A 14,347-nucleotide genomic window follows, 5' to 3' on the forward strand; every position below is an offset into this window, starting at 1 on the left:
GGACGACCGACGGTGACGTCACCCGGTACAAGTCGGCGCCGACCACGGCCAGCGCCGGTGAGACCACCATCGTGTTCGAGAACAGCGTGGCCACCGGCAACAACGTCGGCATGCCGCACACGCTGACCTTCGACACGTCGACGCCGGGCTACAACCACGACGTCACGCTCAACATCCTGGCCAACCCGTTCGACGCCAACGACGGACGGCACGAGGCAACCGTCACCCTGACCCCGGGGCGCTACCGCTACTTCTGCGCCATCCCCGGGCACGGCACGATGGTCGGCGAGTTCGTGGTCACCGACGGCGACCCCGACCCGGACACGACGCCGCCGACGGTCTCGGCCGCGGCGGCCGGCGCCCAGGACGGCGACGGCAACTACGTCGGCACGGCCACCGTCACGGTCACCGCGTCCGACAGTGGTTCGGGTGTCGACACCGTCGAGTACTCGCTCGACAACGCGGCGTTCCAGGCCTACACCGCACCGGTGCCGGTGACCGCGGTCGGCTCGCACAGCTTCCGCTACCGGGCCACCGACAACGACGGCAACGTCTCCGCGATCGGCACCCTGTCGTTCGCGGTGGTCGAGCCGGAGCCGGACGAGGACGTCACGCCGCCGACGGTCGACCACAGCCTGGCCGGCCCGCAGGACGACGAGGGCAACTACCTCGGTCAGGCCACCGCCACGCTGACCGCCAGTGACGCCGACTCGGGCGTGGCACGGATCGAGTACTCGCTGGACGGCGGGGCCTTCACGGCGTACGCGAATCCGGTTGTGGTTTCGACGCCGGGCATGCACATGCTGCACTACCGGGCGACCGACAACGCCGGCAACACGTCGGCCGAGAAGATGGCCCACTTCACGGTGCTGCCGGCCGAGGAGCCCGACACCACGCCGCCCACGGTCCTGGCCGAGGTCGACGGGGAGCAGAACGACACCGGCGGGTACATCGGCTCGGCCACCGTCACCGTGACGGCGACCGACACCGAGTCGGACGTGGCCTCGATCGAGTACGCGCTCGACGCCGGCGCCTGGACCGCGTACACCACGCCGGTCGTGGTCAGCGGGCTCGGCGCGCACACGGTCAAGGCGCGGGCCACGGACACGGCGGGCAACCGCTCGGCCGACAAGACGGTCACCTTCACCGTCGTGCCGACCGGGGGCGGCGGGGACTGCGAGGTTCCCGACACCCGGGCCACCGTGGTCATCGACGGCGACGACACCGGCATCGAGAACTACACGCTCAGCGACGGCTGCACCGTCAACGACAAGATCAACGAGTACGGCGACTACCGCGACCACGCGGCGTTCGTCCGGCACGTCGAAACCGTCACGGCCGCGCTGGTCACCGGCGGCACGCTCACCAAACGGCAGCAGGGCACGATCGTCCGCGCGGCCGCCCGTTCCGACATCGGCTCATGAGAGGCACCTCCATGCGTAAACGTCTTTCCCTCGTCGTCGCCGCCGGTGTCCTGGCCGGCCTGACCCCCGCCATCCCGGCCAGCGCCGCGCTGGTCACCCACTGCATCGGCACCGGCGGCGCGGTGACGGTCCCGAACGACCTGTACGTCCCGGCCGGCGAGTCCTGCTCGCTGACCGGCACCATCGTCACCGGCAACGTCAGCGTGGCCGCGGGCGGCAACCTGGTCGTCAGCGGCGGCAAGTTCTCGGGCGACGTCCGGATCGCCGGCAACGGCTACTTCGACGCCTCCGACACCGACGTCACCGGCCCGGTCGTGCTGGCCGCCGGCGGGTACGGGGTCTACCTGCGCGACGCCGCCACCGGCGCCGTCACGGTGCGGGCCAAGGGCACCACCACGGTCGACAGCTTCCTGTTCACCGAGGGCGCGACGGTCACCGGCAGCGTCAACGTGCAGGCGGGCGAGGTCCGCATCGACAAGAACACGTCGATCACGGGCGGCCTGACGAGCACCGGCACGTACTACACCGACGTGCACGACTCGTTCGTCGACGGCGCGGTGTCGGTGCTGAACAGCAGCACGGGCAGCGTCTTCTGCGGCAGCTCGATCCGCGGCAAGGCGACCTTCGCCGGCAACCTGGGCGCCGTGCAGCTGGGCCCGAACGGCCCGCTCGACTCCTGCGCCTCGGGCGGCTTCTGGGGCAAGGACGTGAGCGTCACCAGCACCACCGGCGGCGTCACGGTCGACGACAACATCATCGACGGCGTCCTGACGGCCACCGGCAACACCCCGGCCGCCCAGATCGCCGACAACAACCGCATCCGCCGCGGCGTCGTCACCGACCCGCCGGCCGCCGCGGCCCGCTCGGCGCGCGCCGCCGCGCAACCCCGCACCGACGACACGGCCAAGGCGGAAGAGCGCCGCACCGACGCCGTCCAGGAAGCCAAGGCAGCCGGCCCGGCCGACCTCTGATCCTTCCACCACCCGGCCCCGGATCGTCCGTCACGATCCGGGGCCGGCCCCTGTACGCGTAACGGCGCTGCGGCCCGGGCCTGCCTCCGGATTCTCGCGGCGCGTCGCGCGCTTGGGGCGTGGCGCCAGCACTCGCCTCGAGGCGGCGGCGGGCACCTATGTCGTCCAAGCCCGCATGGACTGGTTGCGCAGCCCACCTCTGACCCTCACCCTCGACGCCCAGTCGTCGGTCACGCTGACGGCCGCACTCACGGAACAATCCATGACCTTCACCGGCGCCTTCATCCGCCCCGGAACCGCGCTGGACCCTCGCGCGGGCTGAGCATCTCCGGCAGCCCTGCCGGCTCGGTTGTCCTCGGTATAGCTCGTCGTGCGGTCGACGACGACGAGCCACCGGGCGGCGTTCGGCTCTTGTGCAGGGCTGACCGGAGCGGTGGGATACGGACATGGCTGAGCCGTCTGTTGAGCGCCGCATGTGGGCGCTGTTCGAGCCGCTGCACGCGGTGACGTACTTCGCGCCGGGGGCGGCCGCGGCCTTCGAGAACAAAGGACTGACCGGGTTCTGGCGGCGGTACTTCGCCGGGCGGGCGGCGGCGTTCGGGGCGGTCGGTGCGGGGCCGGTGACTGCTGCTTTCTTCGGTTTTGCGCCGGCCATGGTGGCGCGGGCCTTGCCGAGTGTCTGGGGGCGGATCAGCCCGCGCGAGGCGCTCGCCGCTCGTACGGCGGGGGCGACCGCCACGCTGACCGAGTTGTTCGCGGGGGAGCAGCCGGCCGAGGTGGCCGATCTGCTCGAGCAGGCGGCGCGGATGGCCGACCTGGGCGGGCGGGTGCTGGCCGCCGCCCACGCCGATCTGCCGTGGCCGGACGACGCGGTCGGGCGGCTGTGGCATGCGGCCACCGTCCTGCGGGAGCACCGGGGCGACGGGCACGTCGCGGCCCTGCTCACCGCGGGGGTCGACGGCTGTGAGTCGCTGGTGTGGCGGGCCGGCCTCGAGGGTGGCCGCCTGCGGGAGGTCACCCAGCCCGCCCGCGGCTGGACCGACGACGAGTGGCAGGCCGCCGCCGACCGCCTGCGGCAGAGGGGCTGGCTCGCGGCCGACGGGTCGGCGACGGCGGCCGGTCGGGCCGCGTACGGCCGGGTCGAGCAGCTCACCGATGAGCTGGCGGCGAGCCCCTGGCGGCACCTGGGCGCGGCCGGGACCGAGCGCTGCGCCGAGCTGCTGGCGCCTCTCGCCGGTCGCGCCTGGCACGTCGTGCCCGAGGACAATCCGATCCCGCTACGACGCGACGGACGTTAGCCAGGCCGGCAGGTCGGTGTGGCCGAGCTGGGCGGCGGGGCCGGGGAGCAGGGTGCGTTCGCGCATGCGGGCGCCCATCATCGGGCGTACGGAATCGTCGGTGACCACCTGGCGCGGGTCGGCGGTCAGGGTGAGCAGGCGGCGGGCGAAGTCGTCGAGGGCGTAGATGTCGGGGCCGGCCACCTCGATGATGCCGTCGGCCGGGGGTTCCACGGCGATGGCGGCCAGCAGGGTCACCAGGTCGGCCACGGCGATCGGCTGGACCTTCGTGGTGGGCAGGCGCACCGGGTCGCCCTGCACGAGCGCCTGCAGGAACGGGAAGAACTGGGTGCTGCGCACGATCGTGAAGGGCACATCCCCGTTTCGTACGGCGTCCTCCTGGGCCAGCTTCCCGCGGTAGTAGTCGAGGTCGTGGTCGCCGTCGACCCCGACGATGGAGAGCAGCACGTGGTGGCGTACGCCCGCTTTGCTCTCCGCCGCCAGCAGGGTGGCCGCCGAGGTGCGGAACGAGTCGATGTCGGGGAGGTTGGTCACGTCGACCACCGCCTGGGCCCCGGCCATCGCCTCCTCGACCCCCTCGCCGGTGATCGTGTTGACGCCGGTGGCCAGGTCGGCCACCACCACGTCGTGACCCTGGTCCTGCAGCACGGACACCAGCGTGCGGCCGACCATCCCCAGGCCGCCGACTACAACGATTCTCATGCGGGGCACGCTAAGCGGGACGAGTGCCGACCGAGTGCCGTGGCGGAAACGTGACATGGCGCAAGGTCGCCACGGGGGTGACCGGGCGGCAGTCATAGCCTTACTTCAATGCGTTGGTGGGACGCTGAAAGGCGGGGCATGACGGATAGTGTGGTCATCGGCATTGCTTCCTCCGCGGACGGGCGCCGGAGACTGGCCCAGATGCTGGGCGACAGCGAAACCATTCTGATCGTGTCCACACCGGACCAGGCACGGCAGTTCCTCGATGTGGTGGCGCCGCTGGGCGGGGAGGTCCCGGAGGGCCTGCGCGTCGACTCCGACCGGCGGGTGTTGTGCTGGCTCGATCAGGAGGTCGCGCTGACACCGCTCGAACACGATTTCCTGCGGTGCCTCGTGACCGCGCCGGGACGGGTCTGGACGTACGAGAAATTGCATCTGGCGGTGTGGGGCAACGATCACGTGGGCCGGGGCTCGGACATTCACTCGATGGTGCGGCGGGTGCGGGCCAAGCTGGCCCGGCTCGGGGCGGCGGCGACCATTCACGCGATCCGCGGGGTCGGCATCCGTTTCACCGCTTGAGAAACCGGCCCGCCCGCGATGTCCGCGGACGGGCCGGTTCTTTCTTCAGGAAATCAGCAGCGGGTCGGGGCGAGGGCGAAGTTCTCGACCTTCGGCTCGGCCGGGGCCACCTTCGTCGTCCGGGTCTGCGGCTTGTAGCCGTCCTTGGCGGCGATCATCGTGAGCGGGTTGTTGCGCTTGTCGAGCCAGTGCGCGTACTGACCCTGGGCGTCCGTGGCGAACGTGAGCGACGTCGCCCACGAGTCGACCTGCACGGTGGCGCCGGCCAGCGGAGCCCCCGTGCCGTTGCAGGGAGCGCTGGAGACCGTGCCCATCAGCTTGGCCCACGTCTTCGGGGGCAGCGCGTTGAGCGTGACGCCGACCGGAGCCACGGTGTACGGGGTGTTCTCCTTGATACCGACCGAACCGGTGTACGTGCCCGGCTGGTCGACGGCGGCGGTGATCCCGACCGTGACCGTCAGCTTCTTGCCGGGGGCCAGCGTGGCCTCCGACTTGTCGAGCGTCATCCAGCTGACGTCACCGGCCGCGCCGCACTCCTCGAGACCGGGCAGAACCTCGCCGCTGGTGGTCGGGTTGAAGCCGCCCGACGAGCCGCCGACCTTGTAGAAGCCGCACGCCGCCGCCCCGCGGTAGCGGGCCGTGTTGGCGTTGGGCAGCGCGGCCCAGGCGCCGGCGGCCGGGTCGTACGCGAAACCGGCGTTGGTCACCGCGCCGCCCTGCACGCCACCCACGACGAGCAGCCGGCCGTTGGCCGCGGCGTACGAGCTGGCCCACTGGTCGGCCGGGGCGTCGGCGATCGCGGTCCACGAGCCGGTGCCGGGGTCGAACGAGTAGCTTGCCTTCTGCGAGGCGGCGCCGTCGTTGCCGCCGGTGCAGTAGAGGACACCGTCGATGCCGCCGCACGAGGCGAAGCCGACTGACTTCGGGTAGTCGGCCACGGTCTCCCAGCTGTCGCTGCCCAGGTCGTAGCGCACGACGTCGTTCGACATCGGCGTGCAGTCGGCCGTCGTGCAGCCGGCCACCGCGTACAGCTTGCCGTCGACCACGGCCTGACCCGCCGCCGAGCGCGGCGCCGGGTTGTCGGCCTTGCGGGTCCAGGCGTCCGCCTCCGGGTCGTACGCCCAGGTGGTGGCGGCCGGTCCGGCCGGGCCCCAGCCGCCGGTGGCGACGATCTGGCCCTCGAGCACGCCCACGGTGAGCGCGCTGCGGGCCTCGGGCAGGTCGGCGATCGGCGTCCAGGCCTGGGCGACCGGGTCGTAGACGTGGTTCGCCTTGTAGGCCGCGGTGCCGTTGGTGCCACCCAGCGAGTAGACCTTGCCGTCCAGGGTGACGACCCGGTTGTCCATCACGACCTGCGGGTACTCGCCGATGGTGGTCCACGGGTCGGCCAGCGGGCCCTGGGGGGCGACGGCGGCCGCCTTGAAGGACGTCTTCGAGGCGTACGAGACCGAGGTGCTGATCCGCTGGGCCGGAGCCCCCGGCGCGCCGAGGATCTCGCCCAACGAGGTGCGGGAGCCGTCGGCCTTCAACATGTCGAAGCTGCCGTTGCGCTCGGACAGCTTCACCTCGACCGGCCGGGTGCCGGTGTTGGTGACCGTGAACTTCTTGGCCGCGCTGCCGTCCGGCATCCGCACGTCCGCGCCGACCGTGGCCGGGGTGACCGCGAGCTGCCCGGCGCCGAGCTCGAAGGCGGCGGTGGTGGTCCAGTCAGCCTCGACATCGACCGTGTCGGTGTCCGTGGAGTAGTTGTCGGCCGTGGCCTCGTAGGTGCGCGAGCCGGGCTTGGCCAGCAGCCAGAAGAACCCGTCCGGCAGGGCGGTGTCGTCCGGGGTGGCGACCGTCGTGACCTTCACGGCGGCGTCGTTCTTGTCGGTGACGGTGGCGCCGTTGACGTAACCGCCGGTGTTGCCGTCCTTGACGTGACCCACGACCAGGCCGCCGTCGGCCGGGACGCACTCGAGCTGGCCCACCAGCACGTTGTCGACCTTCCACCACCAGGCGTACGAGCCGTCGTAGTAGTGGAACCGCACCTGGACCTTCGACTGGCCCGCGGCCTGCGGGATCGCGATCGAAGTGCGCTTCGGGCCGGGCACGCTGGCCGTCTGCTTGAGCACGTTGGTCCAGGTGGCGCCGCCGTCGAGGCTGAGGTCGACGTCGCCCGTCTCCTCGCCGTACTGGCGGTACTCCTGGTCGAACCGGATCACCGGCGCCGCCACCCCGGTCAGGTCGACGACGGGGCTGACCAGCGAGGTGTCCTGGGTGTGACCGGAGCCGTAGCCGTCGCTGTCGATGATGGCGAAGCCGCCGTCACCACCGGTGTTGTTGCCACGCTGCTTGACGTCGGTGAACTTCCAGGTCTGACCCTCACCGGCGTCGTCGACCACGGTCCAGCCGCTCGGGGCGGTGGTGCCGTCGAACGACTGGAAGTCGCCCTTGGTCGAGTTCTCGTAGCCGGGGGCCAGCGTGCAGTCGTCCTGCGAGGCGGGCACGGCCACGTTCTGGGTGACGTTCTTCGACCCGACAACCACGTCCTTGGTCACCGGTTGGTAGCCCGGGTACTGCGAGGTGTAGGTGATTTTGTACGTCGAACCGGCCGGCACCTTGAAGCTGTAGCGCCCGTTGGACGGGGTCGTGTAGTCGGAGACGCCGCCCGGTCCGGCCACCGTCACCTTGGCGTACAGCGGCCAGCCGTGGCCGGAGCCGTCGGTCACCGCGCCGCCCACCGATACGGTCGGCACCGCGGCCAGCGCCACGTTCAGGGTGGTGGTCCGGTCGGCGGTGACGCTCGCGGCCACGGTCTTGGCCGAGTAGCCGTACGCGGCCACGGTGACCTGGTAGTCACCGGCCGGCAGCCGCGTCGAGTACGTACCGTCACTGCCCGCCGAGAGCTCCCGGTCGGCCGCCCCGGTCAGGGTCAGCGTCGCGTTGGCGACCGCCGCGCCCGTGGCCGCGTCGGTCACCTTGCCGGCCAGCGTGCCCGAGTCGCCGGTGGGCGCCTGGGAGATCAGCTCGAGCGCGTCGAGCCGGCCCTCGCCGAACACGTTGTTGTCGTCGGCGCTGCCTCCGCACTGGCTGTTGTCGCTGTCGATCGCGGTGCCGTCGAGCAGCGCGCGGGTGGCGGCGACGTCACCGACCAGGGCCGGCGCGGCCGACCACAGCAGCGCGACCGCGCCCGCCAGGTGCGGCGTGGCCATCGACGTGCCGCTGATGCTGTTGTAGCCGTTGCCGGGCCAGGTCGAGCGGACGTTGACGCCGGGCGCCGAGACGTTGGGCTTGAGCTCGCCGTTCTGCCCCGCGCCGCGGCCCGAGAAGCCGGCGATGGTGTTGTCCACGCCGTACGCGCCGACCGAGTAGTTGCTGACCAGGCTGCCCGGCGAGCCGCTGCTTTGACAGCTGGGCCCGCTGTTGCCGTTGGCGAACACCCCGAAGATGCCGGAGGCCGTCCAGGCCGTCGTGATGTCCTCCATGAAGGGCTCGTTCGACGGGTTGATCGTGCCCCAGGAGTTGTTGATGACGTTGGGCCGCTTGCTCGCGTCCGGGTTGGCCCCGGCCGAGTCGGTCGGCTCCAGCATCCACTGACCCGACTCCACCAGCGCGGTGTCGGACGGGCAGCAGCCGTTGGCGGTGATCCACCGTACGCCCGGCGCCACGCCGACCTGATTGGCCCCGTCCGCGCCGGCCATCGTGCCCATCGTGTGGGTGCCGTGACCGTCGGCGTCGCACGGAGCGCCGGAGCAGGCGCCGGCCGCGTCGAACCAGTTGTAGTCGTGGGTGAAGGTGCCGTCGCCGTTGTTGCCCCGGTAGGAGCCGACGAGCGCCGGGTGGTCGAACTGGACGCCGCTGTCGATGCTGGCGACGGTGATGCCCTCGCCGGTGCTGCCGTACTGCGACCAGACGTCGTCGGCGTTGATGTTGGCGATGCCCCACTCGACGGCGGCCGCCGCCTTCTGCTGGACGCCCTCGACGACCTTGGGCTTCTCGACCTTGACCGGCGCGTAGAGGCCCTCGACCTCGGGCCGCGCGGCCAGGCTCTGCACCAGCTGGGGCGAGCCCTTGCTCACCTTGATGGCGTTGGTGGCCCAGAACGTCTGATAGACCGCGCCGCCCTTGTCGAGCTCGGCCCGGACCCCGGACTGGCTGCTCGCGGCCGACTTCTTCAGGGCCGCGGCCACGGCCGTACCCCGCTCGTCCCAGTCCTTGATCTTGCTGGCGGCGCCCAGGTCGGCGCGGGCGCCGAACCTGATCCAGAAGTCGCCGCCCCCGCGCTCGGCCATCTGGGCCGCGAGCTCGGGCCTGATTTTGTCTTTGGGGGCCGCGGCCTGGGCGCCGGCGCCAGTCGCGACCGACCCGGCCACGGCAAGCAGTATCGCCATGCCCGCACCGATCAGCCGTCGGTGATGTGGACCTGTTGCCATTCCATCTCCTTCGAGGCGGCCCGGGATCGGGCCGTGGTGAGGAGAAGCAGGGTGAGCCCCTGCCCCGGGCGGGCCGGCGGGTCACGCCGGCCGCCCGAACTGAACGCTAGGATCCACAGATTTCGATGCTCAACCATCCCGCCGAGCAATACGTGAGCAGTTCGTCAGCAGGTTGCGTCGCCGATGAGGTGCACCTGGACGCCCAGCGCCGACAGGAAGGCGGCCTTCGCCGCCAGCGCCTTGTCGGCCGTGGCGGCGTCGGGGGCGTACGCGACGTTGAGGTGGTTCGCCTTGTGGCGGGCCATGAACTGGTCGCGGGAAACGCCGTGCAGCACCGCGTGCATGATGGGCCAGGCCGGGGTGGTGGCCTGCGAGCGGCGCTCGGACTCCTCGGCCGGCAGGGCGACGGCGGTGGCCCGGCCCAGATCGGCCTGCACAGTGTCGTCCTGCACGAAGATCCGGCTCCAGACGACCTCGCCCGGCTTGCTGATGCCTTTGATGGTCGAGCCGCCCAGCGGGAAGTAGACCGGGTCCTGCCGCCGGCCCACCGCCTCGGCGTAGCCGGTCGCGAAGTGCGACGGCGGCACGGATCCGGAGATCTCCCACACCCAGACGAACTCGCCGTCGTACTCCTCGCCCCAGCGCACGTCGTGCAGCGTGGTCGCCGGGTCCAGGCCCATCGCGGTCCACAGCCGGTTGGTGACCAGCGCGTCCACCGCCACGCCCTCGTCGGCCTCGTTGAAGTGGGGCAGCGGCACGCCGTCCCAGAGCACGCGAGTGCCGTCGCGCGAGGTGACCGGCGGGCGGTCGGCGTTGTTGAGCAGACCCTCGGCCAGGTCGGAGGCGGGGGAGAGGTCCTTGAGGCCCTGCTGGTATTGGATGCCCACGGCGTCCAGGCCGTAGTCGTCGCTGATCCGCAGCGCGGCCACGTACATCTTGTACTGCCAGCGCAGCTGCGCCTCGGTCAGTTCGGTCGCCTCGTCCGTACCCAGGTCGAACTTCATGCCTCTGGCCGTCAGCCACGCCCCGACCGCGTCGGCCTCGGCGTCGGGCACCCGCTGCATCTCGGCCCAGAGCGCGCTCTGCGACAGGCGCTCCTTGTAGATGCCGAGCGGGTTCAGCAGCTCGTCGTCGATGATCGCGTTGTACATGCCCATGCAACCCTCGTCGAAGACGCCGATGATGGCCTTGTCGGCGAGCAGTTCCGCGGCCAGCGCCCGGCCGAGTGTGGTCTCGGCCGTTTCCTCGAGAGCAGGCAGATTGCGTACGTGGGAAAGGTCGTGCTCGATCGCGCCGGACTCGACCCAGCTGCGCAGGCCGGCCCGGAACCAGTCGTCGGTGAAGTCGACCGACCAGATCGTCGAGTACGCGACGCCCATCTTGGCCAGTCCCGCGTTCACGCCGAGCAGACCGACCAGGCCCGGCCAGTCGCCGGCGAAGTTGGCCACCGTGAGGATCGGGCCTTGATGCGTACGCAATCCGGCCAGCACATGATGGCTGTACTGCCACACCGCCTCGGCCACGATCAGCGGCGCCCCGGGCGGGATCGACTTGAACACCTCGAGGCCCATCCGCTGGCTGTCGATGAACCCGTGGCCCTTCTTTTCCTCGTACGGGTGGGCCCGGCGCACGGCCCAGCCGAGCTCGGCCAAGGCGGCCGTGACGGCGGCCTCCATCTGCTGCTGGATAGGCCACCCGGCCCGGTTGGCCGCGGGGCGCAGGTCGCCGCTGGCGATCAGGTAGGCGGTGCGGGGCTCGGCGGCGGGCCGCGACGGTGCGGCGGGGAGGGTGTAAGTGCTCATGGGGTCCTCCGTTGGCGGGTGGCGAGCGTGTGGGCGATGCTGCGGGTGGCGGGGTAGAGGTCTCGGTAGAGCGCGTACAACTCGTCGTAATCGTTGGCGTGGCGGGGATCCGGCTCGACGATCTCGGCGGGCGGGTTCCAGGCGTTGATGTCTTTGTCGCCGGCGGCCAGGAACGCGGCGCCGTAGGCCGCGCCGGTCGTCACGCGGGGCACGACCTGGGCCAGACCGGTGACGTCGGAGACGATGCGCGTCCACAGTCCGCCCCGGGTGCCACCGCCGACCGCGACCACGCGGCGGATGCCGGCCTCCTTCAGGGCCTCGACGTTGTGCCGTACGCCGAACGCCGTTGCCTCCAAGGCCGCGCGGTACAGGTCGCCGCGGGTGTGGTCGAGCGTCAACCCGGCGATCACGCCGCGGGCGTCGGGGTCCATGACCGGCGTCCGCTCGCCGGCGAAATACGGCAGCATAAGCAGCCCTCGGGCGCCCGGACCGGATTCCTCGGCCTCCTGAAGCAGTTGGTCGTACGGAGCCTGGCTCAGATCGCGCAGCCAGGCCGTGATCGCGCCCGAGGTGGCCATGCCGCCGGCCAGGTTGCGGGTGCCCGGGAAGGCGCCGACCGTGCCCCACAGGGCCGGGTTGGTCAGCGGGCGGTCGACGGTCGCGATGAGGAACATCGTGGTGCCGTACATCAGCATCAGGTCGCCCGGGTTCTGCGCGCCGACACTGACCGCCTCGGTCCAGGCGTCGATCGTGCCGGTGATGACCGGGGTGCCGGCGGGAATGCCACCGATCGTCTCCCGCGTGACACCGGCGACGTCGCCGGGCCAGGCGAGCGGGGGCAGGTCCAGGCCGGGCGCGATCCGCTCGGCCCACGGGCGATACCAGTCGAGGGCGTGCGTGTCGAACAGCGGCGTGCACTGACTGGCCGAGTGGTAGTCGAGGGTGTACTCGCCGGTGAGCTGATGGACCAGCCACGACGCGGGCATGAAGAGCTTCTCGCCCACTTGCTCGTGTCGCGCGAGCCAAAGCAGTTTGGGGCCGACGGCCTGGGTCGAGAGCACCGAGCCACAACGTTCGAGGATCTCGTCGCCGAGCTCCTCGGTCAGCGCTTCGATCTCGGCCGTGGCGCGGGTGTCCACCCCGTACAGAATGGCTTTTCTCCGGGGCGTGCCTTTGCTGTCCGTGATCAGGACGCACGGGCCCATGCCGCTGACCCCGACTGCCTTGACCGTGACTCCGGTGGTGAGTTCCTCGGCGAGGGAGAGGAACTCGTTCCGCCAGACGGCGGCGTCCATCTCGACGTACCCCGGTCGCGGCCGTTCGACCTCGTGCTCGCGCACGGCTTGCCGGACGACGACGCCGTCGCTGTCGACGAGGACGCCTTTGCTGCTCGAGGTGCCGATGTCGACACCGAGGAAGAGGCTCATCTCTGCTCCACCGCTCGCAGGACCACGGTCTTGGCCGGGCTGGTGTCGCCGCCGATGCGTTCCAGCAGCAGGGTGGCTGCGGCCTCACCCAGCTCCCGGGCCGGGACGTCGACGACCCGGATGCCGCGCCGGCCGAACGACGCGAACGGCAGATCGCCGAAGACGGCCAGCCCGAAGCCCGGGGGGTCCAGCCCGGCGTCGTGCAGGGCGTCGAGGGCGCCCGCGGCCATCAGGTTGTTGGCCACGACGGCGGCGTCGGGCGGATCGGGCAGTGCCAGGAGCTCGGCCATGGCCTGCCGGCCGCCCTCGACCCGGTAGTCGGCGTAGCGCAACAGGTCGTCCAGGTAGGCCGACCCGGTGTGCCGGGTCGCGGCCTGACGCCAACCGGCCATGCGGAGTTGCGCGGTCTCGACCGAGACGGGCCCGGTGATGCAGGCGACCCGCGTGTAACCGGCCGCGAACAACGATTCCGCGGCCGACCGGCCACCGGCGCGGTTGTCGACGGTGACCGCGTCGACGTCGGCCCGAGCCAGGCTGCGATCGACGGCGACCACCGGCCGCTGATGCGAGACGAGTCGGCCGACATCGCTGGCGTCGTCGGCCGGAGCGAGGATGACGCCGGCCATGTGCTCGGCGACGGCGATGTCGAGATAGGTGGCCTCGCGTTCCGGGTCCTCGTCGGTGTTGCACAGGACGACCGAGTAACCGGCGGCGCTGGCCCGGTTCTCGACGCCGCGGGCGAGCGCGGTGAAGAACGGGTTCTCGATGTCCGGGATGATCAGTCCGATCACGGCCGAACGCCGTCCCCGCAACCGGCTGGCGGTCCGGTTGGGGGTGAAGGCCAGAGCTTCGGCCGCGGCCCGCACGAGCCGCTCGGACTCGGCGGATACTCTGGCGCCGTTGAGGACGCGGCTGACTGTTGAGGTAGAGACGCCTGCTCGGGCCGCCACCTCGTAGATCGTCACCACGCGCGGTCGTATTCGGGTTTCCGTACACCGGCCTGCTGGACGTCGCCGGGTTGTCCACAGTCGGCGCTTGTCCACAGGCTGTCGTCCGAAGATCGCTCACAATCGGCAGAATGGGCCGTGGCCGGGGGCCCCCAAGGGAGGGCGGGGTCTGACTTGGTCCTGGCGGCCGTGCGGGCGTTCTGGCGGGCGTCGATCTCGGCCAGCAAGTTCGCGGTCTGCCGGGCGGCGATCGTCAGCAGCAGCGGGGCGACGATCAGCGCCAGTACGCCGGCCGAGGCCACCGCGGCGAACCCGGCCAGCACAGTCAACGCAGTCAGCGTCACCGCCCACGAGGGGCGGTACGCGGCGAGTATCGACCCGCCGCGTACCGCAGCCAGGCCACGCTTGCCCCGAACCGCACCGTAGGCGAGCGCATAAGGCCCGACGATCACGACAGCCGCAGCCGGCAGCACGCCCCACGGGGCGAGCAGGGCCAGACCGGCGGCCGACAACAACAACGCCAGTACCGGATCCGGGCGGCGCAGAGCACCCCGTTCTCCGTTGGCGACCCCCGCGGCGAACGAGGCCACGCTGGTCAGCGCGAGCATCAGCGGCAGGACCGTGGCTGCGGCCAGCCAGCCCGGGGCCCCGCCGAGAAGGGCGGCTGCGAGCGGGGCGGCCGACAGCAGGGTCAGCGCGCCGGCCGCCAACGTACGGGGAAGCTCGTGCCAGAACGCCGTGGCGCCGGACCAGGTCTCTTTGACCAACACATCCATGGCGGA

Annotated in this window: 10 protein-coding genes and 2 pseudogenes; 6 read left to right on the forward strand and 6 right to left on the reverse strand. The window is 71.4% G+C overall.

Annotation, left to right across the window (positions count from 1 at the left end; genetic code table 11):
* Positions 1-26 precede the first annotated feature (26 nt).
* The 5 genes and pseudogenes from M1L60_RS48505 to M1L60_RS13950 all read left to right on the forward strand — a co-directional run.
* A pseudogene (locus M1L60_RS48505) lies at positions 27-920 on the forward strand (cupredoxin domain-containing protein); the annotation flags it as partial.
* Positions 921-959: 39 nt separating this feature from the next.
* Positions 960-1,424 (forward strand): annotated as a pseudogene (locus M1L60_RS48510) (OmpL47-type beta-barrel domain-containing protein); the annotation flags it as partial.
* 11 nt (positions 1,425-1,435) lie between these two features.
* Positions 1,436-2,395: a hypothetical protein gene (locus M1L60_RS13940; RefSeq protein ID WP_253237815.1), complete on the forward strand. Its 960-nt coding sequence runs from the start codon at positions 1,436-1,438 to the stop codon at positions 2,393-2,395.
* Positions 2,396-2,507: 112 nt separating this feature from the next.
* Entirely contained in the window at positions 2,508-2,717 is a 210-nt protein-coding gene (locus M1L60_RS13945; protein ID WP_253237816.1) for a hypothetical protein, read from the forward strand.
* A 124-nt stretch (positions 2,718-2,841) separates the two neighbouring features.
* On the forward strand, positions 2,842-3,693 hold the full coding sequence (locus tag M1L60_RS13950) for an SCO6745 family protein (protein ID WP_438862103.1): 852 nt from the start codon (positions 2,842-2,844) through the stop codon (positions 3,691-3,693).
* Here M1L60_RS13950 and M1L60_RS13955 read toward each other — a convergent pair.
* On the reverse strand, positions 3,673-4,395 hold the full coding sequence (locus M1L60_RS13955; RefSeq protein ID WP_253237817.1) for an SDR family oxidoreductase: 723 nt from the start codon (positions 4,393-4,395) through the stop codon (positions 3,673-3,675). The genes M1L60_RS13950 and M1L60_RS13955 overlap by 21 nt on opposite strands.
* A gap of 138 nt (positions 4,396-4,533) precedes the next feature.
* On the opposite strand from M1L60_RS13955, the gene M1L60_RS13960 reads away from it, so the two are divergent.
* Positions 4,534-4,974 (forward strand): winged helix-turn-helix domain-containing protein, encoded by a 441-nt coding sequence (locus tag M1L60_RS13960; protein ID WP_253237818.1) that lies wholly within the window; start codon positions 4,534-4,536, stop codon positions 4,972-4,974.
* A gap of 53 nt (positions 4,975-5,027) precedes the next feature.
* Here the strand turns inward: M1L60_RS13960 and M1L60_RS13965 are convergent, their stop codons facing one another.
* The 5 genes from M1L60_RS13965 to M1L60_RS13985 form a co-directional block, all read right to left on the reverse strand.
* The gene (locus M1L60_RS13965) at positions 5,028-9,347 is read right to left on the reverse strand and encodes a S8 family serine peptidase (RefSeq protein ID WP_253237819.1); all 4,320 of its coding nucleotides are present in this window, start codon (positions 9,345-9,347) and stop codon (positions 5,028-5,030) included.
* Between the two features lie 206 nt (positions 9,348-9,553).
* Entirely contained in the window at positions 9,554-11,191 is a 1,638-nt protein-coding gene (locus M1L60_RS13970; protein WP_253237820.1) for a fucose isomerase, read from the reverse strand.
* Positions 11,188-12,618: an FGGY-family carbohydrate kinase gene (locus M1L60_RS13975; RefSeq protein ID WP_253237821.1), complete on the reverse strand. Its 1,431-nt coding sequence runs from the start codon at positions 12,616-12,618 to the stop codon at positions 11,188-11,190. The genes M1L60_RS13970 and M1L60_RS13975 overlap by 4 nt, the downstream gene beginning before the upstream one ends.
* Entirely contained in the window at positions 12,615-13,583 is a 969-nt protein-coding gene (locus M1L60_RS13980) for a LacI family DNA-binding transcriptional regulator (RefSeq protein WP_253237822.1), read from the reverse strand. The genes M1L60_RS13975 and M1L60_RS13980 overlap by 4 nt, the downstream gene beginning before the upstream one ends.
* Entirely contained in the window at positions 13,580-14,341 is a 762-nt protein-coding gene (locus M1L60_RS13985; protein WP_253237823.1) for a hypothetical protein, read from the reverse strand. Before M1L60_RS13985 ends, M1L60_RS13980 begins: the two co-directional genes overlap by 4 nt.
* Between the last annotated feature and the right edge of the window lie 6 nt (positions 14,342-14,347).

It is taken from the genome of Paractinoplanes aksuensis, from assembly GCF_024137025.1.
Lineage (GTDB): Bacteria > Actinomycetota > Actinomycetes > Mycobacteriales > Micromonosporaceae > Actinoplanes > Actinoplanes aksuensis.

Coding starts and splice junctions, on each gene's coding strand:
- M1L60_RS13940 (WP_253237815.1), top strand. CDS start 1,436: ATGCGTAAACGTCTTTCCCTCGTCGTCGCCGCCGGTGTCCTGGCCGGC.
- M1L60_RS13950 (WP_438862103.1), top strand. CDS start 2,842: ATGGCTGAGCCGTCTGTTGAGCGCCGCATGTGGGCGCTGTTCGAGCCG.
- M1L60_RS13955 (WP_253237817.1), bottom strand. CDS start 4,395: ATGAGAATCGTTGTAGTCGGCGGCCTGGGGATGGTCGGCCGCACGCTG.
- M1L60_RS13970 (WP_253237820.1), bottom strand. CDS start 11,191: ATGAGCACTTACACCCTCCCCGCCGCACCGTCGCGGCCCGCCGCCGAG.
- M1L60_RS13975 (WP_253237821.1), bottom strand. CDS start 12,618: ATGAGCCTCTTCCTCGGTGTCGACATCGGCACCTCGAGCAGCAAAGGC.
- M1L60_RS13960 (WP_253237818.1), top strand. CDS start 4,534: ATGACGGATAGTGTGGTCATCGGCATTGCTTCCTCCGCGGACGGGCGC.
- M1L60_RS13965 (WP_253237819.1), bottom strand. CDS start 9,347: ATGGCGATACTGCTTGCCGTGGCCGGGTCGGTCGCGACTGGCGCCGGC.
- M1L60_RS13985 (WP_253237823.1), bottom strand. CDS start 14,341: ATGGATGTGTTGGTCAAAGAGACCTGGTCCGGCGCCACGGCGTTCTGG.